General features: G+C 63.8%; 22 protein-coding genes. 13 read left to right on the top strand and 9 right to left on the bottom strand.

Translation table 11 applies throughout. The features are described 5' to 3' along the window. Positions 1-94 precede the first annotated feature (94 nt). On the bottom strand, positions 95-850 hold the full coding sequence (locus tag C84B14_RS06635; protein WP_353222777.1) for an enoyl-CoA hydratase/isomerase family protein: 756 nt from the start codon (positions 848-850) through the stop codon (positions 95-97). Next, positions 847-1,488 carry a TetR/AcrR family transcriptional regulator gene (locus C84B14_RS06630; RefSeq protein WP_353222775.1) on the bottom strand — a complete coding sequence of 214 codons (642 nt, stop codon included), beginning with the start codon at positions 1,486-1,488 and terminating at the stop codon, positions 847-849. Before C84B14_RS06630 ends, C84B14_RS06635 begins: the two co-directional genes overlap by 4 nt. A gap of 283 nt (positions 1,489-1,771) precedes the next feature. Here C84B14_RS06630 and C84B14_RS06625 point away from each other — a divergent pair, with 283 nt between their 5' ends. The 9 genes from C84B14_RS06625 (at position 1,772) to C84B14_RS06585 (ending at position 11,973) form a co-directional block, all read left to right on the top strand. Continuing rightward, on the top strand, positions 1,772-2,995 hold the full coding sequence (locus C84B14_RS06625; protein WP_353222773.1) for a substrate-binding domain-containing protein: 1,224 nt from the start codon (positions 1,772-1,774) through the stop codon (positions 2,993-2,995). 82 nt (positions 2,996-3,077) lie between these two features. Further along, the gene (locus C84B14_RS06620) at positions 3,078-3,926 is read left to right on the top strand and encodes an ABC transporter ATP-binding protein (protein WP_353222771.1); all 849 of its coding nucleotides are present in this window, start codon (positions 3,078-3,080) and stop codon (positions 3,924-3,926) included. Next, entirely contained in the window at positions 3,923-4,648 is a 726-nt protein-coding gene (locus C84B14_RS06615) for an ABC transporter ATP-binding protein (protein ID WP_353222769.1), read from the top strand. The genes C84B14_RS06620 and C84B14_RS06615 overlap by 4 nt, the downstream gene beginning before the upstream one ends. A 16-nt stretch (positions 4,649-4,664) precedes the next feature. After that, positions 4,665-5,726: a branched-chain amino acid ABC transporter permease gene (locus C84B14_RS06610; protein WP_353222767.1), complete on the top strand. Its 1,062-nt coding sequence runs from the start codon at positions 4,665-4,667 to the stop codon at positions 5,724-5,726. Between the two features lie 13 nt (positions 5,727-5,739). Beyond that, positions 5,740-6,900: a branched-chain amino acid ABC transporter permease gene (locus C84B14_RS06605; protein ID WP_353222765.1), complete on the top strand. Its 1,161-nt coding sequence runs from the start codon at positions 5,740-5,742 to the stop codon at positions 6,898-6,900. 395 nt (positions 6,901-7,295) lie between these two features. Then, positions 7,296-9,167: an ABC transporter ATP-binding protein gene (locus C84B14_RS06600; protein WP_353222763.1), complete on the top strand. Its 1,872-nt coding sequence runs from the start codon at positions 7,296-7,298 to the stop codon at positions 9,165-9,167. Beyond that, positions 9,167-10,066, top strand: a complete 900-nt coding sequence (locus C84B14_RS06595) for a DMT family transporter (RefSeq protein ID WP_353222761.1) — start codon at positions 9,167-9,169, stop codon at positions 10,064-10,066. The genes C84B14_RS06600 and C84B14_RS06595 overlap by 1 nt, the downstream gene beginning before the upstream one ends. An 84-nt stretch (positions 10,067-10,150) precedes the next feature. Further along, positions 10,151-11,425, top strand: a complete 1,275-nt coding sequence (locus C84B14_RS06590; RefSeq protein ID WP_353222759.1) for an ATP-binding protein — start codon at positions 10,151-10,153, stop codon at positions 11,423-11,425. Positions 11,426-11,445: 20 nt separating this feature from the next. Next, positions 11,446-11,973 (top strand): response regulator transcription factor, encoded by a 528-nt coding sequence (locus tag C84B14_RS06585; RefSeq protein ID WP_353223011.1) that lies wholly within the window; start codon positions 11,446-11,448, stop codon positions 11,971-11,973. Between the two features lie 5 nt (positions 11,974-11,978). On the opposite strand, the gene C84B14_RS06580 is transcribed toward C84B14_RS06585, so the two are convergent. From C84B14_RS06580 to C84B14_RS06565, 4 genes are all read right to left on the bottom strand, one after another. Next, entirely contained in the window at positions 11,979-13,394 is a 1,416-nt protein-coding gene (locus C84B14_RS06580) for a PepSY-associated TM helix domain-containing protein (protein ID WP_353222757.1), read from the bottom strand. Beyond that, complete coding sequence (locus tag C84B14_RS06575) at positions 13,391-15,589, bottom strand: TonB-dependent receptor (protein WP_353222755.1); 2,199 nt, start codon at positions 15,587-15,589, stop codon at positions 13,391-13,393. Before C84B14_RS06575 ends, C84B14_RS06580 begins: the two co-directional genes overlap by 4 nt. A 131-nt stretch (positions 15,590-15,720) precedes the next feature. After that, on the bottom strand, positions 15,721-16,431 hold the full coding sequence (locus C84B14_RS06570; RefSeq protein ID WP_353222753.1) for an RES family NAD+ phosphorylase: 711 nt from the start codon (positions 16,429-16,431) through the stop codon (positions 15,721-15,723). Next, positions 16,428-16,853 carry an antitoxin Xre/MbcA/ParS toxin-binding domain-containing protein gene (locus tag C84B14_RS06565; RefSeq protein ID WP_353222752.1) on the bottom strand — a complete coding sequence of 142 codons (426 nt, stop codon included), beginning with the start codon at positions 16,851-16,853 and terminating at the stop codon, positions 16,428-16,430. The genes C84B14_RS06570 and C84B14_RS06565 overlap by 4 nt, the downstream gene beginning before the upstream one ends. Before the next feature lie 136 nt (positions 16,854-16,989). On the opposite strand from C84B14_RS06565, the gene C84B14_RS06560 reads away from it, so the two are divergent. The 3 genes from C84B14_RS06560 to C84B14_RS06550 all read left to right on the top strand — a co-directional run bounded on the left by C84B14_RS06560 (position 16,990) and on the right by C84B14_RS06550 (position 20,168). Next, positions 16,990-18,240, top strand: coding sequence for a dienelactone hydrolase family protein (locus tag C84B14_RS06560; protein WP_353222750.1), 1,251 nt, complete (start codon positions 16,990-16,992; stop codon positions 18,238-18,240). Between the two features lie 54 nt (positions 18,241-18,294). After that, positions 18,295-19,173: a DMT family transporter gene (locus C84B14_RS06555; protein ID WP_353222748.1), complete on the top strand. Its 879-nt coding sequence runs from the start codon at positions 18,295-18,297 to the stop codon at positions 19,171-19,173. A 101-nt stretch (positions 19,174-19,274) separates the two neighbouring features. Next, positions 19,275-20,168, top strand: coding sequence for an NAD(P)-dependent oxidoreductase (locus C84B14_RS06550; protein WP_353222746.1), 894 nt, complete (start codon positions 19,275-19,277; stop codon positions 20,166-20,168). 28 nt (positions 20,169-20,196) lie between these two features. Here the strand turns inward: C84B14_RS06550 and C84B14_RS06545 are convergent, their stop codons facing one another. Beyond that, on the bottom strand, positions 20,197-20,793 hold the full coding sequence (locus tag C84B14_RS06545) for a cyclodeaminase/cyclohydrolase family protein (RefSeq protein WP_353222744.1): 597 nt from the start codon (positions 20,791-20,793) through the stop codon (positions 20,197-20,199). A gap of 133 nt (positions 20,794-20,926) precedes the next feature. Here C84B14_RS06545 and C84B14_RS06540 point away from each other — a divergent pair, with 133 nt between their 5' ends. Further along, entirely contained in the window at positions 20,927-21,289 is a 363-nt protein-coding gene (locus C84B14_RS06540; protein WP_348767692.1) for a SpoIIAA family protein, read from the top strand. Positions 21,290-21,319: 30 nt separating this feature from the next. On the opposite strand, the gene C84B14_RS06535 is transcribed toward C84B14_RS06540, so the two are convergent. Together C84B14_RS06535 and C84B14_RS06530 are read right to left on the bottom strand one after the other, a co-directional pair. After that, positions 21,320-23,119 (bottom strand): IucA/IucC family protein, encoded by a 1,800-nt coding sequence (locus tag C84B14_RS06535; RefSeq protein WP_353222742.1) that lies wholly within the window; start codon positions 23,117-23,119, stop codon positions 21,320-21,322. Then, positions 23,119-23,709 (bottom strand): GNAT family N-acetyltransferase, encoded by a 591-nt coding sequence (locus tag C84B14_RS06530; RefSeq protein ID WP_353222740.1) that lies wholly within the window; start codon positions 23,707-23,709, stop codon positions 23,119-23,121. The genes C84B14_RS06535 and C84B14_RS06530 overlap by 1 nt, the downstream gene beginning before the upstream one ends. Between the last annotated feature and the right edge of the window lie 9 nt (positions 23,710-23,718).

The raw sequence follows: 23,718 nt of genomic DNA, 5'->3' as shown, positions 1-23,718 counted from the left end.
TGCCTCCGTCGTCGTTATTCTTGTTTATCGCGGCTCGCGGCCAGCACGGCTGATGCAACGTGACCATCTGGCGCGGCAATCGCAGCAATAGCCGTCATCGCTTTATAAAGGCCGCCATGCCCCGGTCGGCCTCGTCGCTGACGATTTGTTCGAGAAAATGCCGGTATTCGGCTTCCAGCCCGGCGGCCACGGTGGTTCTATCCGGCCGGGTCAGCGCCAGGGTGTGGGCGACGCTGCCGGCACGCGCGGCGCGAATGACGCGTGCCACTTCGAGCGCGCGTATGCCGGTGTCGTGGGCGCCGGCTCGATACTGGGCCAGCCCCAGACGATAGGCCTCATCGGCGTCCAGGCGCCGATTGGTCAGCTGTATATCCAGCGCTCGGGCGCGGCCAATGCGTTCAGGCATGAGCGTCGTCCAGCCACCGTCCGGGCTGAAACCCACCACCGTGTACCAGGGCGCAAAGCTCGCGCCATCGCCCACCACGGCGATATCGCAGGCCAGCACCAGACCCACCGAGCCGCCGGTCACCATGCCGTGTACGGCGACCACGGTCGGCATGGGCATCTCGAGCAAGTCCAGCAGCGTCGCGTTGAGTTCGCCGACCACCTGCTGGGCATAGGCTTTTCGATCCGAGCGCGCGGTATCGGCGAAAGCGGCCACGTCCCCGCCGGTGGAAAAAGACGGCCCGCTGGCGTCCAGAATCAACACGCGCGCATCGGATGCACGGATCTCGGCGAGCGCGGCGCGCAGACCGCACAGCAATTCCGGCACAAGTGCGTTATGGCGTTCGGGACGATCGAGCGTCACGCGCGCGATACGATCTTCGATACCGCTGCGCACGGCACTCACGGCTTTCGATCCAGGCCGTCGATCGCCAGCCCATGGCGAAACAGATCGGAGATCGTGGTCACGATTTCGTCGAACGAAACGTCGTCCTCCCAGAGCGCATAGCGCAAGCCCAGAAAGTTCGACATCCCCATCAGCGCCCATACCCGGACTTCGTTATTGCCCGAGCGAATCTCGCCCTTGCGGGTTGCGTCGGCGAGCATGCGCAGATAACCGCGCCCGAACGCCTCGTAGTATTCGCGGTAAATCGACTCATCGACGAACTGCGCTTCCTGCAGCACGCGATAGAGGAACGGGTTGTCGTGCAGATATTCGAGAAAGGCACGCAGGCCTTTTTCTTCTGCCTCGAGACGATCGCGTGCATTGACGACTTCGGCGGCCAGACGTGCACGCACCTGATGGCCCATATCCCGCACCAGTTCGCGAAGAATTTCTTCCTTGCCCGCGAAGTAGTTATAGAAGGTGCCCTGGGCAACGCCGGCATCGCGGGTGATATCGCTGATGCCGGCGCGGTGATAACCCAGCGTGCCGAACGTCGCTTCGGCCGCCTTGAGTATGCGCGCACGCGTACGCGCGCCACGCGCCGTCTTGGGCGCGCCCGGCCCCGGGTCGACTATGGCATTGGCATTGGGGGCAGACATGGCACAAACCTCATCGACTGAATACTGACTCACTAGTCAGTTATAAACTAATTCAGCGACTTCAACCACGTCAATAAAACAACCAACCAATACCGAGAATCCGGCTGATTATCTATATATTCTATTTTATTCAGATACTTAAAACGCTCATGGCAAGCAGTGCCATACAGCAACAAGATGGCCGAAAATGCTTGCCCAAAGGTGAACTAGGTGTCATATTCAGCCTCAGCGCTTTTCGATATAACACAGCGCCCCGAGCGGGGCCGATAATCCAGGAGATCCGATGAAGCGTCCTATCACAGCGATTGCATTCGCCCTCGCCACGATCGTCGCCGCGCCTGCCTCGCTGGCGGCCGACTCCATTCGTATTGCCCATGTCACCGGATTTACCGGGCCGTTATCGGCCTATGCCGAGCAGCTGCGCGTGGGCATGAAGATGGGCTTTGAATATGCCACCGACGGCTCAATGGAAATCGAGGGTCGACCCATCGAGATCATCGACAAGGACACGCAGCTCGATCCGGCCCGGGCACGCGCGCTGGTGGAAGAAGCCTATGCAGAAGACGATGCCCATATCGTCGTGGGGCCGGTTTCTTCCGGCGTCGCGCTGGCCACGCTGCCGATCGCACAGATGTACGAACGCGTGATCATGCCCGAAGGCGTGGCCGACGCGATCACCGGCAAGGACTGGAACCGCTATGTCTTCCGCGTGGGCCGCAACTCGTCGCAGGACGCGGTTTCCAATGCGGTCGCACTGGGCGCGCCGGGCGTGTGTGTGGCAACGATTGCTCAGGACTATGCATTCGGGCGCGACGGCGTGGCGGCCTACAAGGAAGCCATGCAAGCCGAAGGCGGCGCGGTCGTGCACGAAGAGTATCTGCCCACCGACGCAACCGATTTCACCGCGGCCGCACAACGGCTTTTCGGTGCGCTCAAGGATCGCGACGACTGTGACAAGGGCAAATACATCTTTGCCATCTGGGCAGGCAGCGCCAACCCGCTCAGCCGTATCCAGGATCTCAAGCCCGGCCGCTTCGGTATCAAGCTCGCCACCGGCGGCAACATCCTGCCGGCGCTGGTCAGTTATTCCGAATTTCCCGGCATGGAAGGCGCTGGTTTCTACTATTTCGAATCGCCGGATAACGAAATCAACGACTGGTTTGTCGCCCAGCACTTGAAGCGTTTCGACGCCGCGCCGGATTTCTTCACGGCACAGGGTTTTGCCCAGGCCATGGCCATTACCGCAGCCATCCGCAAGACCAACGGTTCCACCGATACGGAAGACTTGATCGAAGCACTGGAAGGCCTGGATTTCGATACCCCCAAGGGCCCGATGAATATCCGTGCTGCCGATCATCAGGCCATGCAGCAGATGTATCACTTTCGTATCAAGGTCGAAGACCGGGACGACTGGTTTGCCGATCGCGAAGTCACGGCCGGCGTACCGACGCTGGTACGCGTGATCGACACGGACGAATTGGATATCCCGGTTCGTAACGGTCGCTGAAACGGCATCGCCGCAACACCCCAGGGGCGAAGGCGTCGGCATGACGTCTTCGCCTGGCGATACGACTATCGACAGGCCAGGCATGCAACAAAACGGTTCTGACGGCGCGCACGATGCAGCGACTGCCGACGCGCCCTCGGCGGCGGATCAGGCCGGGCTGGAAATCCGCGATCTGAGCATCACGTTTGGCGGGCATACCGCGGTCAACAAGGTGTCCTGCGCATTTCATCCCGGCACGCTGACCTCGATCGTGGGCCCGAACGGCGCCGGCAAGACGACGCTGTTCAACCTCATTTCCGGGCAGCTGTCCGCCACCGCCGGCAGCGTGCGCCTGTTCGGCGAAGACCTGACGTCACTCGGCGCCCCGGCGCGAGCCGACAAGGGGCTGGGGCGCGCGTTCCAGCTCACCAATCTGTTCCCCGGGCTGAGCGCGCTGGAAAACGTGCGCCTTGCCGTGGCCTCACGCTATCGAATCGGCCATATCTTCTGGCAAAGGGCCGCAGCGCGACGCGATATCACCGATCGCGCAGCGGCCTATCTTGAGCAGGTCAACCTGGGCAAACGCGCTGATACGCCGGTGGCCAATCTGCCCCACGGCGACCAGCGCAAGCTGGAGGTGGCACTGCTGCTCGCGCTCGAACCCAAGGTCTTCATGTTCGACGAACCCACCGCCGGCATGAGCGTGGACGAAGTACCGGTCATCCTCGACCTGATCGCGGATATCAAGAAACAGCAGGACCGGATCATCCTGCTGGTCGAACACAAGATGGATATCGTGCGTTCGTTATCGGATCGCATCGTGGTTCTGCATAACGGCGAACGGGTGGCCGACGGTGAACCGGCAGCGGTGATCGCATCGCCTGTCGTACAACAGGTCTATCTGGGCGCGAGCCCGGAACAGCCCGCCGCAGCCGGGAGCGCACAGTCATGAGCGAGACGCTGCTTTCACTCGACCAGGTCTGCGCGGATATCGACCAGTACCACATCCTGCACGGCGTCGACCTCGTCGTGCCCAAGGGCGAACTGACGATGCTGCTCGGGCGCAACGGGGCCGGCAAGAGTACGACGCTGCGCACGATCATGGGGCTGACCACGGTCACCGGCGGGGATATTCGTTTTCACGACCAGTCCATCACCGGCCAGAGCACGCCGCGTATCGTGCGCCGCGGCATTGCCTTCGTGCCCGAGAACATGGGCATCTTCAGCCTGTTGACGGTACGCGAGAACATGATGCTTGCTGCGGTCAGCGGTGCGATGGACCCGGCCCGGCTCGACTGGATCGTCGACCTGTTCCCGCCGCTCAAGCGGTTCTGGGACAAACCGGCCGGCAACCTGTCAGGCGGTCAGAAACAGATGCTGGCGATCGCCCGCGCCATCATCGAGCCGCGGGAACTGCTGTTGATCGACGAACCCACCAAAGGGCTCGCGCCGGCGATTATCGACGATCTGGCCGACGCCTTCGAACAGCTCAAAAGCCAGCAGGTCACCATCCTGCTGGTCGAACAGAACTTCAATTTCTCGCGTCGGCTGGGTCAATCGGCGGCGGTCATGAACGACGGTCGCGTGGTCTGGTCCGGGTCCATGGCCACCCTCGCCCACGACGACGATCTCCAGCACCAGCTCTTGGGGCTGGGCATGGGTGAACATCAATGAACACAGGAGCCTGAGCATGGCCGCGGATGACGTGCGCATCGACGAACCGACCGGGCCCACGGGTGCAATCGCGCGCTTCAATGCCTTCCGGCATGACAAGCCGCATATCTTCATCCTGCTGACCATGATGCTGGCCGCCCTCGCCCTCATGGAGCCACGGGTATGGGTCGTGCTGACCATCAGCGGCCTGGCGATGGGCGCGATGGTGTTTCTCATGGCATCCGGCATGACGCTGACCTTCGGCCTGATGAACGTGCTCAATCTGGCCCACGGCGCCTTCATTTCGCTGGGGGCGTTTGCCGGCGCCAGCGTGCTGATCTGGCTGGGCGCACAGGCCGATCAGCCGTCGTTGTGGGTGAATCTGATCGCGATCGTCCCCGCATTCGGCTTCGCGCTACTGGTCGCGGGCCTGCTCGGGCTGGTGTTCGAGCGCCTGATCATCCGGCCGGTCTACGGCGATCATCTCAAGCAGATCCTGGTCACCGTCGGCGGCTCGATCATCATCATGGAACTCATCCAGGTGGTGTGGGGCTCGAACGAACTGCCGGTACCGCGCCCCGACGCCCTCAAGGGCGCAGTGTTCCTGCCGGAGTGGCTGCCGATCGCCGGCGGCATTGCGCTTGAAAAATACCGCCTCATCGCCGTGGTGCTGGGGCTGGCGATCTACGCGCTGTTGAGCTGGATCATCGAACGTACGCGCGTGGGCATTCTCATCCGTGCCGGGGTCGAAAGCCGCGAAATGGTGGAGATTCAGGGCTATCGCATTCGTCTGCTGTTTCTGGGCGTGTTCATCGCGGGCTCGGCGCTGGCAGGACTCGGCGGCGCCATGTGGGCCATGTACCGGGAAATCATCACCGCGCATATGGGCGACGAACTGATGATCTCGGTGATCGTGGTCATCATTCTCGGCGGGCTGGGCTCGATCAAGGGCTGTTTCTACGGCTCCGTGCTGGTCGGGCTGGTCAATCTGTATGTCGGCTATCTGGAACCCCGGCTGGCCGCCGTGGCCACGGTCGCGCTCATGGTGGCCGTGCTCATGTGGCGCCCGCAGGGCCTGATTCCGGTCATCAAACTCTAGAGGAGCCGCCGTTTTGAACCGCTTGTTTTCCGGCGACTACCCGCGCAGCCCTGTGCTGAGCGCGGCGCTGCTGCTCATATTCCTGGGGCTGGCTCTGGGGCCGTTCCTGTTCGACGGCATCCGCACGTTTTCGATGCTGGGCATGATGTGCGTGTTCATCATCGTGGTTGCATCCTACGACCTGATGCTCGGCTATACCCATGTCGTATCGTTCGCCCATACGATGTTCTTCGGCATCGGGGCCTACGGTATCGCCATCGCCAGCGATCATTACGGCAGCGGTTACGGCGCCCTGCTGATCGGTATTGTCGGCGCGCTGGTGGCAAGTTTGCTGCTCTCACTCTTGCTCGGCCTGCTGTCGCTGCGCGTCAAGGCCATCTTCTTCGCACTGGTCACGCTGGCCGTGGCATTCGCCTTCATGAGCCTGGTGACCCAGCTCTACAACGTAACCGGCGGTGAAGACGGTCTGGCCGTACGCAGCCCGCGCGAACTGGGCCCGGCTTTCCGCCCCTTCGACTTCAAGCTGCCCGGCTTCAACCTGTTCGGCTTTATTGCGGCCGTCCTGTCGAGCCCCGGCGAAATCGGACAGGCCTTCGATGAGGCGCTGTTCAGCGTACGCCTGAGCGGTCGACACCTGACCTACTACATCGCATTCGCAACCATGATCGCGGTATTCATCTTCCTGCTGCGCATGGTCAATTCGCCGTTCGGGCGGGTACTGCAGGCCATTCGGGAAAACGAATTCCGAGCCCAGGCACTGGGCTATCGCACCGTGCTGTATCGCACCGCCGTGGTCGTTGTGTCTGCACTGCTGGCCACCGTCGCCGGGGTGCTGTTCGCCTTGCTGAATCGCTATGTGAACCCGGAAAACACGCTCAACTTCGAGCTGATGATCTTCATTCTGCTGATGTGCGTCATCGGCGGTATGGGAACGCTTTATGGCGCGGTCATCGGCACGGTGCTTTTTCTGCTGGCACAGAACTATCTCCAGGACCTGCTCAAGCAACTCGACGCGCTCGTACCAGCCGATACGCTCATCGCCGAACTCATCAACCCGGATCGCTGGCTGCTGTGGTTCGGGCTGCTGTTCATCCTCAGCGTCTATTTCTTCCCGTCGGGTATCGTCGGCCAATTGCGGATCTGGTCCGCTAAGCGCTCGTCAGCCCAGGGCTGAACATCGGCGATGCCCGGTCGCCACAGCCGGCGAGGCGTTTGCCGACCAACGCGCGTTTGACAAAAGGCCGGGCGCTTGGCTCCAGGGCGCGCGCATGTCTGACGCAATTCCTGCCACCCGTACCCAACCCATGCGGCCTTCGGCGGCGACAAGCAATCCGGCTTCGGCCGCGAGACCCACAAGATGATTCTGGATCATGACCAGCAGACCAAGAACCTGCGGGTGAGTTATTCGCCCCAGGCCCAGGGTCTGTTCTAGCCCCTGTTACGATCGCGCCCCGGCGAGCGGCGGTGCAACGCCCAGGCGGGCCGAACGCGGCAACGGCTGCCGACACGACATCCATACGCTAGACTGGCGCGCCTTTCGTAACCCGGCGCCTCGTCGCCCGTTCGCCCATGTTTGGTCTGTTCGAACGCCTGGTCGCGCCCTTTCCGGACGACGGCCGTACGCCGCCCCGCGACAGCCTGCTGCGCTATATCGCTTTCTATGCGAAGCCGGTGTGGCCGTTGCTGCTGGCCATGGCGCTGCTGACCGCAGCCATTTCGGTTATCGAAGTCTCGCTGTTTGCCTTCCTCGGCCATATCGTCGACTGGTTCGCGACATCGCCGCGCGAGACGTTCCTGGCCGACAACGCGCTCGCGCTGACCGGCATGGCGTTCGTCATCCTGGTTGTGCTGCCGCTGCTGGTATTCATCGAAGGGCTGGTGACGTTTCAGGCGTTGTCGGGCAATTTTCCGATGCGGTTTCGCTGGTCGGTGCATCGCTGGCTGCTCAGCCAGTCGTTGACCTTCTTTCAGGACGAGTTCGCCGGGCGGATCGCCACCAAGCTCATGCAGACCGCGCTCGCGGTACGCGAAACGGTGATGAAGTTTCTCGACGTCATGCTCTACGTGGCGGTGTCTTTCACCGGCATCGTGGTGCTGGTCGCCGGCGCAGACTGGCGGCTGGCCGTGCCGTTTTTGTTCTGGCTGGCCGGCTATATCGCGCTGCTGCGTTATTTCGTGCCGCGCCTGGGCCGGGTGGCCGAGCGCCAGGCCGATGCCCGCGCGGCGATGACCGGGCGCGTGGTCGATGCCTATACCAATATCGCCACGGTCAAGCTGTTCGCCCATACCGAACGCGAAGGCGACTACGCACGCCAGAGCATGCAGACCTTCCTGAGCACGGTCTATGCGCAGATGCGCAAGGTCAACGGCTTCTATGCCAGCCTGTATCTGCTCAATTCGCTGCTGCTGATTGCAGTCGCAGCGCTCGGCATCACCCTGTGGCAATCGACATTGATCAGCGCCGGCGCGATCGCGGCCGCGCTGGGCCTGGTGCTGCGCATCAACGGCATGGCGCAATGGATCATGTGGGAAGTCTCGCAGCTGTTCGAGAACATCGGCACGCTGCGCGACGGCATGGCCACCTTCTCCAGGACCCAGGCGCTGGTTGACGCCCCCGACGCGACGCGCCTGACCGTTCGCGAGGGCGCGATCGCCTTCAATAACGTCGGCTTTCACTATGGCCGGGGCACAGGCGTGATCGAGAATTTCTCGCTTGCCGTCGCCCCCGGCGAAAAGATCGGCCTCGTCGGCCGGTCCGGCGCCGGTAAGTCGACGTTGCTGTCGTTGCTGCTGCGTTTTCACGATGTGGAATCCGGCACTATCACCATCGACGGCCAGGATATTTCGGCGGTCACCCAGTCCTCGCTGCGCGAGAACATCGGCATGGTCACCCAGGACACGGCGCTGCTGCACCGCTCGGTGGGCGACAACGTACGCTATGGCCGGCCCGATGCCACCGACGCCGAGGTGGACGCCGCGCTCATTGCTGCCCATGCGCGCGATTTCATCGACGATCTGGTCGATGCCCAGGGCCAAAGCGGTCTGGACGCCATGGTGGGCGAGCGCGGCGTGAAACTTTCCGGTGGCCAGCGCCAGCGTATCGCCCTGGCCCGCGTCATGCTCAAGAACGCACCGATCCTGCTGCTCGACGAGGCCACCTCGGCGCTGGATTCCGAGGTCGAGGCTGCAATCACCGAAAACCTACATCGCCTGATGGACAACAAGACGGTGATCGCGATCGCGCATCGCCTGTCCACCATCGCCGAACTCGACCGGCTGATCGTCATCGACGAAGGCGCGATCGTGGAAGCCGGTACGCACACCGAATTGCTGGCCGCGGGCGGGCTGTATGCACGCCTGTGGCAGATGCAGTCCGGCGGTTTCCTGGCTGACGAGAGGGCGAACAGGAACGACCCGCAAACCCCGCAAACCGTGCACTGATGCCCGGCGTCGCCGCCAAGAAAGCCGCGCTGGCCTATCCGTTGCTCGTGGCCACCACCCTCGCCTGGGGGCTGAATGCGGTGGCCGGCAAGTTCGCGGTCGGCCATATCAGTCCGTTGCTGCTCACGCATCTGCGCTGGGGCGGCGCGTTCATTGCCGCCGTGCCCTTCGCCTGGCCCTATCTCAAGCAGGACTGGCCGGTTATTCGTCGCCATGCGCCGTTGCTGATCGGCTACGGCGCGATCGGGTTCGCCGGCTTCAATGCCGCGCTCTACAGCGCGCTCAATCATACGAGCGCGATTAATGTCGTGATCGAGCAGGCCGGCATGCCGGGGGTGATCTTTGCGCTCAACTTTCTGCTGCTGCGGGAATACATCACCGCGCGCCAGCTGCTGGGTTTCGTGATCACCGTGGCCGGCGTGGCATTGATCGTATCCGGCGGCCAGCTGTCACGACTGCTCGCGCTGGATCTCAACCGCGGCGATGCGCTGATGCTGGTGGCCATCACCTGTTACGGCGGCTATACCGCAGCGCTGCGGATCAAACCGCTCATGCACTGGCTGAGCTTCATCGCGGTGATCTCCGCCACTGCCTGGGCGGGCTCACTGCCCTTTGCGGCCTGGGAATTTGCCAGCAACACGATCATCTGGCCGGATGCGATCGGCCTGTCCGTGGTCGCGTTTGCCGCCCTGGTGCCCGGGCTGATCGCCCAGACCGCCTTCATTCGCGGCAACGAGCTGATTGGCGGCAACCGCGCCGGCATTTTCCTGAACCTGGTGCCCATATTCGGCACGCTGTTGTCGGTCGCGCTGCTGGGCGAGCATCTGCATGTCTTTCATGTGGTCGCACTCGCGCTGGTGCTGGGCGGCATCGCGCTGGCCGAGCGCGGCGGGCGTTGAGCGGCATGCGACCTATTGTCGCAGCACCGCCGCGCGGCGCCGCCGGCCGTTATGCTGGGCGGTCGATCCGACCGATCTGAGTGCATGCAGGCTGTTTTCCGACTCACGCCCATCCGGCTGCTGACCTGGCTGCACTGGCTGCGCTGGGGCGCGATTGCCTGCGTACTGTCGGCGGTGGCCGTCGCGGCGACATTATCGCAAATCAGTGTCGACACCGACGCGCTGCTCGCAGTCAGTGCGGTGGTCGCCGCGATCAATGCACTGATTGGCTGGAGCCTGCGCCGGGCCCGCCCGGCCACCCAGGCCGAACTACTCGCCCATCTGGTGCTGGACGTGGCCGCGCTCACGGCCTGGCTTGCCTGTACCGGCGGCTCGTCCAGCGCCTTCGTGTCGCTGTATCTGCTGCCGGTGGCGATCGCAGCCGCCGCATTGCCACGCTCTCAGGCCTGGCTGGTGGCCGCACTCGCCGGCGGCGCATATACCGCGCTACTGCTGCGCTTTCTCTATCCGCAGTCGATGGCCGGTCATCACGGCGATTTCACCCTGCATGTCCTGGGCATGTGGGCCACTTTCGTCGTCAGCGCCGCCCTGCTGGTGGTGTTCGTGGGCAGCATGGCGTCGGCGGTCCGCCGGCGCGACCGCTCACTGGCGGCCGCGCGCGAGCAAATGCTGCGCAACGAGCAGATCACCGCCATCGGCGCACTCGCAGCCGGCGCGGCACACGAACTGAGTACGCCAATGTCGACGATGTCGGTGATCGTATCGGAGCTGCGCGACACCGAGGCGCGCGATACGCCGTTGCAGGCCGACCTTGCCGTACTGGAACAACAACTGGCGCTGTGTGCATACCAGATCGACCAGTTACTGGGTGCCGCCGAGCCGGCTCGCGGTGCGACCCATACGCCGGTAGCCGTGCCCACAGCGCTGGATCGTATCGTGTCGCGCTGGCGGCTGATGCGTCCGGAGATACAGGCCACGGTCACGATCGACCCGGCCCTGGACTCGGCGACGATCGACGACGACGTGGCCTTTGCCCAGGCATTGACCAACGTCCTCAACAATGCCGCCGACGCCTCCCGCGACAACGCCAGCAACCGGGTCGACATCACAGCACGGCGTCACGAGCACGGTCTGGCTATGACGATCGATGACGAAGGCACCGGTATTGCCGATGCCGATACCGCCCGGGCCGGCCGTCTGCGTTTTTCCACCAAGCGCGAAGGGCGCGGGCTGGGCCTGATCGTGTCGCATGTGAGTCTCGAGCGTCTTGGCGGCGAAATCAGCCTTAAGCGCCGGCCCGAGGGCGGCACGCGCACACATGTGCTCGTACCGCTGTCAGCGTCAGGAACCCAGCCGTGAGCCCTGCAGGGGATGCGCCCATGCGCGTACTGATGATCGACGACGACCCGGTATTCGCGGCCACGCTGGCGCGCGCGCTGGGCCGGCGCGGTATCGAAACGGCACTCGCCCATACGGCCGATAGCGCGCTGGAAAAGGCCGCGCATTGGCAACCCAGCCACGTGCTGCTCGACCTGAACCTGGGCGGCGATATTTCCGGGCTGGATCTGATCGCACCGCTGTGCGAGCGCGTCGCCGGCGTGCAGATCACGGTACTGACCGGCTATGCCAGTATCGCGACCACCGTGACCGCCATGCAGCGCGGCGCCACGGGCTATCTGGCCAAACCGGTCGATGCACCCACGGTGCTTGCCGCCCTGGCGGGCGACAGCGAGGCCACATCGCACGCCATGCCCGGCGAGCGCATGTCATTGAAACGACTGGAATGGGAGCATATCCAGCGCGTGCTCGCCGAACACGACGGCAATATCTCGGAAGCCGCCCGTGCGCTGGGGCTGCATCGGCGCACGCTCCAGCGCAAGCTCGACAAGAAGCCGGTCAGATTCTAGACCTGCTAGGCCGGGCGCAACGTCTGCCATAACCGGTCCGCGATCAGAACGCAGAGCAGGCTGGCACCAGCCAGCGGAAACAGCACGGCCATGGTGATGACGATCGCGCCCAGATAGCGCATTCGTAGCTGCGCACGGCGTGGCGGCGCGCCTAGCTTGCCGGCCGGGCGGCGGCGCCACCACATCACGAAGCCGCTCACCACGAGCAGGACGATCGCGATACAGGTCGTGAGCATGACGAGCTGGTTGGCCAGGCCAAAATAATTGCCCATATGCAGGGCCACGCCCAGCTCGATGGCCTTGCCCGCCACGCCGTAATCGCCAAACGTGATGTCGCCCAGCACCGCGCCGCTGTAACGGTCGATAAATAGCGTGCGCTGACCCTGGGGGCGATCGGGATAGGTCTGGGCCTTGTAAACGCCCGCCGCGCCCGCCGGCAACATCAGCCAGTAGTCCTGGGCCAGGCCCTGTTCGGTAATGATCTGACGAACGCGATCCACGCCGATATCCGGCGCGGCCAGTGCGCTTGCATCGTGCGAAGCGCGACCGCCGTGATGGGCATGCCCGCCCGATGAGTTCGGCGGTGCCACGTTTTCGAGCGCCCAGGGAATACCGCGGCCGCGTTCGGCGGCCGTCGTCTGCGGCGCCAGGGCGACCGAGGCCGGCGGCGTGCGCGCCCCGGAATAACCCAGGCCCAGCGCGTCCACGGCCGGCGTGAACAGCTGGCCGCCCCAGATCCCGGCCCAGGGCAAGCCGGTAAACACAAGAAACAGAATGAGCGCGGCCACGTACAGGCCGGTCGTGGCATGCACGTCGCGCCAGAAACGTCGGCCACGCGCAGCCAGCCGTGGATACCACACCCCGGCCCGGCCGCGACGACGGGGCCACCACAGATACAGCCCGGTCACGATCAGAATCGCGGCCCAACAGGCCGCCAGCTCGACGATCGCATCGCCGACCCAGCCCAGCATGAGCGACCCATGCACGGTATCGGCGATGCCCACGAGCGTGCGCTCATAGACGAACGAACCCAATACCGCGGCGGTTGCTGGGTCCACGAATACGCGCCGCGGCATGCCCTGTGCCGGCGTGACGAACAGCATGGCACTGCGCCCCACGCCGGGCGGCATATTGATACGTGTCACCCGCCCACCGGGAAAGGCCTGCTCGGCACTGGCCACCCAATGGCTGGCCGGCATCGCCGGGCCGCTGCTGTCGACGAACATCAGATCCGGATAGATGGCGTCGTTGAGCTCGGTATTGAACAGATAGATCGCGCCCGTCACCGCCAGGATCAACAGAAACGGTGCCACCACCAGGCCGGCATAGAAATGCCAGCGCCAGACGGTCGCATACCAGCGCCCGGCCGGACGTACTTTCGATGCCGGCGCAGCCGCCTCTGGCTGACTGGTCGTGCTCAAAACGTCCCCGTCCAGGCGAGCTCCACGCTGCGCGGCGCACCGATATAGATCTGGCTCGAGCTATAGCCCGACCATTCGCCATAGAACTCGTCGGTGAGATTGCGCCCGCGCAGGGTCAGCGTACCGTCTGCGCCGAACGTATCAAGCGGCATGCTGATCCAGGCACCCAACACCGTATGCCCATCGACGCGAATGGTATTGGCCTGGTCGGTATAGAAATCGCCGGCATGCTGCACATCCACACCGACGGTGAACGGCAGCCGGGCGAGCGTGTAATAGCTGCTGAGATTGGCCACGCGCTCTGGCACGTTCACCGGCGTATTGCCGGACAGATTGCGTCCGCTGGCGTCGACGAGCGTGGCGTATTCCGCGTCGAGCACCGCCAGATTGGCATCCAGTTGCCAGCGCTCGGTCAGTGCCAGCCCCACATCCAGTTCCACGCCGCGCGATTGCAGGCTGCCGCCCTGCAGTGTCTGCTGCGGGTTGTTCGGGTCCTGGGTGAGGATATCGTTCTGCTTGATCTGGTAGAGCGATGTGGTCAACGTGGCGCGATCGTCCCAGAAACGGTTACGCATGCCGATTTCGATGGCATCGCCTTCCGACAGATCGAACGCCACACGGGCGGTATTGGAGAGCAACAGACTGCCGATCGGCGATACCGCATGGTTGAACTGGGCATAAAGCTGGTCGCTGGCGCTGAGTTCATACACCGCGCCGATACGCCAGGACACCGGATCGAAGGAGCGACCGAAGGTCGTGCTCGTATCGGCGGCGAGGTCGTCGATACGCCGATCCAGATCGATATGCTCGTAGCGTACGCCGGCCACGACAATGAAGTCTTCGGTGAGGTTGAGCGCGTTCTCGGCGAATACGCCGACCGTATCGACCTGGCTGTCGTAGTTCACGCGCGTGCCGAAGTTGGCCGCGCTATCGCCCGGCACATGGCCACGATCCGGGTCCGCGACCGTCACCGACGTCGCGCTGCCGAAACGCCGCGGGGTGGTGAAGTTGCTGTGCTTGTATTCGCCACCGAGGGTGAAGCGGTTGCGATGCCCGGCCAGTTCCCCATCGAAGTGGGTATAGGCACGTTCGCTGACGAAATCCTGGTCGTGGGCGATACGGCCGGTCGAGCGATCGAGCAGCCCGGTGGCTGGATTGAATGTATAGCTGTCGGTTTCCACCCAGTTGCGGTCGGCCGTGTAATAGGCCAGCTCGTTGATGAATTCCCACCGATCATCAAGCGTGTAGGCGGCACGTGTGCGCAGCCAGTGACTGTCCGATTCCATCATCGAATTGAGCGGGTTGTAGTTGGTATCGCGCTCGGCCTTGTCGAGCACTAGATCGCCCGGGGCATGGACAATGTCGGCGGGATCGCGCGCCGCCGAACTCGCGACCAGCGGCGCGCCGTAGTACGAGGCCGCATAGTTGTCGCGAAAATAATCGTAGGAGGCCGACAGCGACAGCCGATCGGTCGCCTGAAACAGCACGCCGGTGGTGAGCTGGGTCGTACGCGAGTCGTTGTCGTCGATGAAGCCGTCCGAACGGCGATGCGACAGATCCGCGCGTACCGCCACACGATCCGAGAGGACGCGATTGCCACCGATGCCGGCACGCAGCGTATCGAAACTGCCCACACTCGCCAGCGCTTCGGCGCTGTTGGCCTCGAGCGTGGGTTTCTTGGTCACCAGGTTTACGCTGCCCGCCAGCCCGCCGTCGCCGTGCAGAACCGAGGCCGGGCCCTTGAGAATCTCGATACGCTCGAAGTTGAAGGTATCGAAATCGCGGACGACCAGCTCGGAATCCGCGGCGCGCATGCCATCGAACAGATAGTTGACGTTGCCGCGCGGAAATCCGCGCATCGACAACGACGCCGGCGAGCCGGGAATATTGCCGTCGGTGACACCCGGCAGCGTACGCGCGGCTTGCGTGAACGTCTCAAGGCCGCGGCGCTGCATGGTGTCCTGGGTCAGCGTCTCCACCGTGGCCGGCGATTCCTCGGGCGCCAGGTTCAGACGATTGCTGACTTCGGTTTCGCCAGCGATCGCCGGCACCAGCGCGCTGTCCTCGATCGTCAACGGTGACAGCGTTTCATTGGCCTGACCGCCAGGCTGGGCCATGCTCGGCGCCGCGACAAAAGACAGGCCAATGGCCAGACAACCGGCACGCGGCAGTGCCGCCACGATACGAATCCGCATGAGTCATTCCCCTGAGCAAGCGCCGGCAAGCTTAGGGTCGCCACACGTCGTTGCCCATGAGACATATTGTCGCAGGCGAGCTACAAACGACTGATCCGGCTGAAAAAACCGCCTTGAAATCCAGCGGTTGATCAGCCGTGCGGGGCGATTCCGCTGTCGCCGAGGGTGACCACATCGGTAATACGCTCGCCGTCCCAGATATAGCCGAAATGCCGGCCCTGTACGGCAGGCGATAACACCCGGGCCCGCATGGCCGCCACGCATTCGCCGCCGGGGTCGCGCACGCTGGGATAGACGATGCCGCTTTCGCCGGCGGCATATACCTGCACGCCGTAGTGCTGTGCAGCGACATAGCTGTGGGCATCGAGCAACGGCTGTGCCGCGGCCTCGTTGCGCAGGTCGCGCAGACGGCCGTCGAGCGCGACCTGATAGACCCGCATTTCGATGGTCATCGGGGGTTGTGCGCTGTCGGCCAGAAAGCACTCGCGATGAAACACCGTCTCGCGCACCGCGGTGGCTTCGCTTTTTGCCGCATAGAACACGCCAAAGCTGCCATCGGAAAACCGCGAACCGGCCGGATTGACGTGCGTGAATGCGGCCATAACGGGGGTCGAACCGGGTCCGCTCATGCGCTCGTTGGCCGGTACCCGCGACAACTCGCCCACCTCGTCTCGCAGGCGGTCGTTGGTGAGCGATTCGACGGCAAAGGTGGCCTCCAGATCGGCCGGGTCGGCCACCCGATCGAACAGACCGCGGGGCGGGAAGCGCGACGGCACGATGCGGTAGCTGGGCCGCCAGCGCACGCGCCGGCGCTCGAAGCTGTCGACAGAAAGCCCGCTCACGCCCAGCCGCCCCGTTCGGCGTCCAGATGACGCCGCACTACGGACAGATCCTCGATATGCCCGGCCAGCATGCGTTCCAGCGGCGTCTGGCCACCGAACAGCGCGTTGCGGTTGGGCTGCTTGATCCAGCCGTCGGCCGCATCGGCGCGTGGCAACAGCATTTCCAGGCTCTTGTAGATGCCCAGCAGCAGCGACAGCCGCTCCATCTGGCCGACGTCGAGGGTGATGTCCGGCGCGCGTTTCCAGCGCCGATAGGTGCTCACCGGCGTACCGAGCAGGCGCGCCGCCTGTACATCGGTCAACGCCCACTGCCGGGCGATACCGAACCAGCTGCGCAGCGCGCCGCGGCTGATACGCCGACGCAGTTCGGCGTCGTGAATATCCGCACGCGCATCGTGCTGGGCAGCGGCAGCTGATGTCATGACCGGCTCCGAGTAATCATATGATCACTTTATAATATTTTACGATCATTTGATACTTGCCCGCGCATCGACGTCGTTTGGCCTGTATGCGCCGCTGCCCGATAATGCCCGTCGTTGCATGAGCCAGGCAGTATTTATGAGCACCCACACGATTCAGATCGATGCCCCCGACGGCAGCCGTTTCAGCGCCTATCGCGCCCTCCCGGAAGCCGGCCACGGGCCTGCCGTGATCGTGCTTCAGGAAATCTTCGGCGTGAATCGCCATATCCGCGAAGTGTGCGATTTCTATGCCGAAGAAGGCTATGTCGCCATTGCGCCCGATCTGTTTCATCAGTTCGAACCGGGCATCGAACTGGGTTACAGCCCGGAAGACTTCGAACAGGCCTTCGGCTATTTCCAGAATCTGGATATCGACCGCACCATGGCCGATATCGGCGCCACCGTAGCCGCCGCGCGGGCCATGGATGAAGTCGTGGCCGAACCCGGGCGCGGCGATGTGGGCGTGGTCGGTTTCTGTCTGGGCGGCAAACTCGCCTATCTGGCGGCGGCTCAGTGCGACGTGGATTGCGCGGTCGGCTACTACGGCGTGGGCATCGACGAGTCGCTGGACCTGGCCGAGGCCATCGAATGCCCGATGGCGCTGCACTTCGGCGGGCTGGACAAGTTCTCGCCGCCGGAGACCATCGAAAAGATTCGCAGCGTCTTTGCCGGCAACCCGGACGTGCAGGTGTTCGTCTACGACAACGCCGATCATGCCTTCAACCGCTGGGGCAACGACCACTACAACCCCGGTGCCGCCAGGTTGGCGCATACGCGCACCCTGGCCGTGCTGCGCGCCGCACTCGGCCCGCGCTACGATCTGGCCGCTATTGCGGACCACCATTTCGAGCTGGAATTTGCCGCCCGCGACGTCGACGCAACCATGAAGACCATGGTCGCCGAGCCCTATGTGAACCATGTGCCGACCATGACCGGCGGCACCGGCCACGACTATCTCAAGCGCTTCTACAAGCACCACTTCATCCCGAAGAATCCGGCCGACCTGCAGATGAAGCCGATCTCGCGCACGGTGGGCGTCGATCGCATGGTCGACGAATTCATACTCTGCTTCACCCACGACTGCGAGATGGACTGGCTGCTGCCCGGCATCGAGCCGACCGGCCGATATGTCGAAATTCCGTTCGTGGCGATCGTGGCGTTTCGCGGCGACAAGCTCTACAACGAGCATATCTACTGGGATCAGGCCTCCCTGCTGGTACAGATCGGCAAGCTCGACCCCACCGGCCTGCCCATCGCCGGCGTCGAAACCGCGCACAAGCTGCTGGACAAGAACCAGCCCAGCAACGACCTGATGGGCAACTGGGCCACCAGCGCCGATCTCGACTGATGACCACAAGCCGTTGCCGCTGCTCCCGCCCAAGCCCCTGACCGGATCGACCTGATGCTGGCCCGTGCCCTGCCCCTGTTCTTCGTGCTGATCTGGTCGACCGGCTTCATCGCCGCACGCCTGGTCGCGCCCTATTCCGATCCGCTGACGTTTCTGTGCTATCGCTACGCGCTCACGGTCGTCGCGTTCGTGCTCATCGCGCTCGCCGTGGGTGCGCCCTGGCCGCGCGGCCTGCGGGCCTGGGCCAACGCGTTGATTGCCGGCGTGCTGTTACAGGGCATTTATCTGGGCGGGGTGTTCTGGGCGGTCAACGACGGGCTACCGGCAGGCGTTGCCGCCCTCGTGGTCGGCCTGCAGCCGCTGCTGACCGCGGCGCTGGCGTTTCCGCTGCTCGGCGAAACCGTGGGCGCCCGCAAATGGGTGGGCATCGCACTGGGCTTTGGCGGTGCGGTGCTGGTACTCGAACCGCGCCTGGCCGTGGATATGGCCGAACTCAGCGTCGGCCCGCTGCTGGCCGTGTTCGCGGCCATGCTCGGCATCACCCTGGGCACGATCTGGCAGAAACGCACCGGCGCGGCCGCCGATATTCGCACCAACGCGGCCGTGCAATTCATCGGCGCGGCCATCGTGACCGTGCCGGTCGCGCTGTGGCTCGAAAGCGGGCGTTTCGAAATGACCTGGCAGGCCTGGACCGGCTTGCTGTGGTCGTCGCTGGGGCTGTCCGTCGGCGCGATTTCGCTGCTGCTGTTTCTCATCCGCCGCGGCTCGGTGGCCAGCGTGGCCTCGCTGTTCTATCTGGTGCCGCCGGTGGTCGCGATCCTCGCCTATATGTTGTTCGGCGAAACGCTCAATACCCTGCAGATTGTCGGCATGGGCGTAGCCGTCGCGGGCGTGGCGATTGCCAGCCGAAGCGGGCGTGCGGCCGGGGCCTAGCGGGCAGCGCGGGGCACCGGTCGAACACGGCAGCCCGACCAACGCATGCACTATGCAAATGGTATCGTGCCGCGCCTTGAAACCATGACCCGGAGCAATTCATGAAAACGGTTTTTCTCGGCCTGGGCACGATGGGCGCGCCCATGGCCCGCAACCTTCTGGCCGGTGGCGCGGATCTGACCGTCTGGAACCGTTCGCAACCGGCGCTCGATTCGCTGCGCGAGGCCGGTGCCAATACGGCCGATTCACCCGAAGCCGCGGTGGCGAATGCCGACGTCGTATTTTCGATGCTTGCCGACGACGCCGTCAGCGAACAGGTGGTGGTCGACTCCGGCGCGCTGGCGGCGATGAAACCCGGCGCGATCCACGTGAACATGGCAACCGTGTCGGTGCCCTTTGCCAAACGCATGGCTACCCTGCATGCCGAACACGACGTGACCTATGTGGCGGCGCCGGTGATGGGCCGTGCGGATGTGGCCGCCGCTGCAAAGCTGAATATTCTGGCCGCCGGCGACACCCAGGCCATCGATACCGCGACCCCGCTGTTGGAAACGATGGGCCAGAAGGTCTGGCCGGTGGGCGAATCGGCCGAGATGGCGAACGTGGTCAAGATCCAGGTCAACTTCATGCTGGCCGTGGCGATCGAGTCCATGGGTGAGGCCTGTGCGCTGGGCGAGGTCTACGGCATCGAAACGGGCAAGTTCCTGGATATCGTGACCAACACGCTGTTCGCCTGCCTGGGCTATCAAAGCTATGCGGGCCTGATTCGCGAATCCAAGTACAAGCCGGCCAACATGCCGGTGACCCTTGGCAACAAGGACGTCGGGCTGGCCCTGTCGGCCGCCAACGACCGCCAGGTGCCGCTGCCGCTGGGCGGCGTGGTGCGCGACAGCCTCAACGAGATCATCGCCAACGGCGACGGCGACAAGGACTGGGGCGCGCTGGCCGAATATGCGGCCAAGCGCGCGCGTATTGATCGTTCGCGAGACGCCTAGCCATCAAGGCACGCCGGCGCGCGTTCAACTACGAGCGAGCGCCAGCCAGACGCTCAAGCAACCGGTCGGCTTCGGCCTGTAGCGAGGCGCGCTGGCCGGCCAGCTGGCGGCGCTCGGCCGCGTCCTCGAGTCCGTCGATGTTGGTATCCACGTTGATCAACACCATCGACAGGCCGGCATGGACGAGCTGTGCGCCGGCCCGCGCATCGCTTTGCAAGGCGGGCTTGATTTCGTCAATGGCCTGCTCGCTGTATTCGAGTGCAGCGAGACAGCAGCGTGCCGTATCCAGCGGCACCTGATTGATACGTTCCACGGCCTCGTCCAGCGCCGTGTTCGACTCGTGTCCATGGGCCTGCTTTTTCGCGGCCAGATAGGCCTTGAAGGCGGCAATATCTTCGTCGGCATAGTCGCCGAGCTGCGCTACCAGCCGTTGTGCCTGCTCGATCAAGCGTTGCCCTGGCCCGTCGTCATCGTTCGTGCCGGTGAGCCGCAGCCCCTTGAGCACGAGCGAAAGACCGTCGGCCGCGGCGTTGGCGGCCACCGCGCCACAGCCGGGCATCGGGCGGGACTGAATATCGTCGCGAAACGCGCCCAGCGTCAGCCGGGAGATAGAGGCTTTGGACATGACGACCGGCACTTATCGAGGGATGAGCCGAGTGTCGCACGCCGCGTTGCCCACCGCTGATAGGCAAACCCTCAACGGTACGCAGAACATCTTTGATAGCGTGGCTGCTCATTTGTAGAGCAGGAGACGAACCATGCTGCGTATTGCCCCGTTCAAGCCCGATGTCGACTATGTCGTGCCGATTGAAATCGACGGCGAAATCAATTCCCGCGATTTTTCGAATGTGCTCGCCAAGATGGAAGAACAGCTGGCCAAGCACGACAAGCTGCGCCTGTATGTCGAGATCAAGTCGCTGGGCGGCATGTCGGCCTCGACCGCGTTCAACGAGCTCAAGGACGCGATCAAGCACTGGGAGCGCTTCGACAAGCTGGCCGTGGTCTCGGATGTGGAAGGTATTCGTACCGCCACCACGGTGATCGACAAGCTCTCGCCGAATACCGAATGCGAAACCTTCCGTGCGGCCGATCGCGACTCGGCCCAGGCCTGGGTGGCCTGAGCCGTTTAGTGCGTTTTCGCCGGCCGGCGGCTAAGCCGGCGGCCGTGCGATCGGGTTGGCCAACGTACCCGCGAACTGCAGGTTGCCCGCCGGGTCGTCCAGATCGATCATCTGAGCGTTGTTGCGCAGCTGCAGCCGGTTCAGACAGGAGCGCTTGAACTCCGGCGCGAACAGATCGTAACGCTCGAACTTTTCTGAAAACTGCGGATGGTCGGCCTGATAGGCCTGCACGCAGTTGGCCACCTGCTGCCAGAAACTCGCCTGCGGATAGCCGCGTTCGGTATGCAGAATCGCGCCGATATAACGAAAGATCAGGTCGAACAGATCGGTGAACAGGCTGAGCACCTTCAGCTCTTCGGGCACTTCGACGGATAGCCTTGCGACCTCGCCGGGCAGCTCGACCTCGGTGTTCATGATGCCCACCTCTTCGGCGATATCCTTCATGATCGCGCGTACCGGCACGTTGTCTTCCAATACCAGAATGATGTTCTCGCCGTGCGGCATGAACACCAGATCGTGGGCATAGAAACAATGCAGCAGCGGGCTCATATAGGCATCCAGATAGCGGGCCAGCCAGGCATCCGTATCCAGCGGTGATGCATCGATGAGCGCGCCGATCACCGAGGCGTCGGCGGCGTCGCGATGCAGCAGCGCGGCCATGGTCATCAGGCGCTGCCTGGGCTCGATCTGGTTGAACGGGCTTTCCCGCCACAGTGCCGCCAGCATCTTGTTGTAGGCATCGGTCTTGGGTGCCGCGGCTTCGAACTGCGGGTGCCGATAGCCGATGGAGGCGACCTCGCGCAGGATGGAAAAACCCTTCGACCCTAGATAGGCATCGCCGCGTACCAACGCGTCGATCCAGTCGTTGATTTCGGGCGTGCCGCGCATGTAATACGGCGACAGGCCCCGGGTGAAGCCCATGTTGAGGATCGATAGCGCCATCTTCACGTAGCAGCGCGCCGGATTATCGCGGTTGAACAGGGTACGAATCGACTGCTGGGCCTGATAGGTATCCTGGCCGAAACCCAGATACACGAGATGCCCGGTGGCGATTTCGCCAGCAAACAGATAGACCAGCTTGTTGTGCCACTGCCAGGGATGCACGGGCATGAAGCGATAGTCGGCCGCGTCCAGGCCGCGGTCGGTCAGGCGCGCGGTGAAGGCGTCATGGGTGGCCGCGTCCAGCTCGGCGGCCATATGTTCGGCGTAGCTGCGGTCCGCGCTGCAGGCGAACTCGGCCCGGCTGCGATGGACCGCGACCCAGACGAGCCGAATGGGCGCCGCGGCTTCCGGCGTATAGGCGCGATAGTCCACGCTGTCGAAGCCGATACGTCCGCTGTTGGCGCAGAACGCCGGGTGGCCTTCGGTCATGGCCGCTTCGATACGCTGAAAATCGCCGTCGACGAAATCGGCAGCCGCTGGCCCGCCGTGGGCGATCTTGTAGGCGATGCTGTAGAGCGTGGCGGTGATTTCTTCCAGATAGATCGGCAGCGCCGCCGGGCCAATGCCGAGCACGTCGCGCAGTTCGGTGATCAGCGTGACCGCATCCACCGCGACGGGCACGCCGTCGACGGTCTTTTCCAGGGTGCCGGGTTCGATATGCCAGTGCTCGAGTTCGAGCAGCCGTGCGGTGAACCGATACTGCACGCCGTGCTGCAGGGACAGCGTATAGACGTCGGCGTCAGCGCTCGCGCGCGCCGGCGTGATCAGCAATTCATGGCTGAATTCGCTGAGCATCTTGGTGACCATACGGGTATTGGCGGCGGCCCAGGTGTCGGCATCGAGATGGGCGATGGCCTGTTCGGTCGCAGTCATGGGCATACGGGTCATCAGGCGAAATCCTTGGTCAGATAATCTTCGAGCGCGTGCGCGTAGTCGGCACGCGTACAGCTGGCGAACCAGGCGGTCTTGCCGGGTAGCTCGACCTGTCGGTGATAGACAAAGCCGGCCCGGCGGTTGATTGGATGAATGGCCTCGTTGGTGACGTCCGGCTCGACCACCACCCGCTCGACGCGGGCGTCGCTGAACAGAAAATCCATGATCTGAACGAACACGGCCCAGGTGAAGCCGGGAATACGCTGTTCGGCGGACGCCACCAGCACATGCATGCCGACATCGCCGGGCTCTACCTGGTAGTGCTCGCCGATGGCCTCGGCCGCTGGCGCATAGCGCTCCATCAGAAACATCGGTCGATCGTCGTGCAGGCCGATGAAGGCATCGAAATCGGGCGATGCAGCCAGCTCGGTGAAGTAGTCGCGAACCTGCTGCGCATCCAGCGACTGCATGCCCCAGAAGCGGGCATGGTCACTACGCAGCCAGGCATGGGCGGTGGGCACATGGCGCTCGATATCGAAGGGCGTGATCGCCAGTTCGCCGATACCGGGGATCACGCGTGCCTGAAGAACGGGGGTATCGCTCACGCAGCTTTC

The organism is Salinisphaera sp. C84B14, from assembly GCF_040361435.1.
Classification (GTDB): domain Bacteria; phylum Pseudomonadota; class Gammaproteobacteria; order Nevskiales; family Salinisphaeraceae; genus Salinisphaera.
Note: the sequence above shows the minus strand (reverse complement) of the source record. Positions and strands in the feature narration are given on the sequence as shown.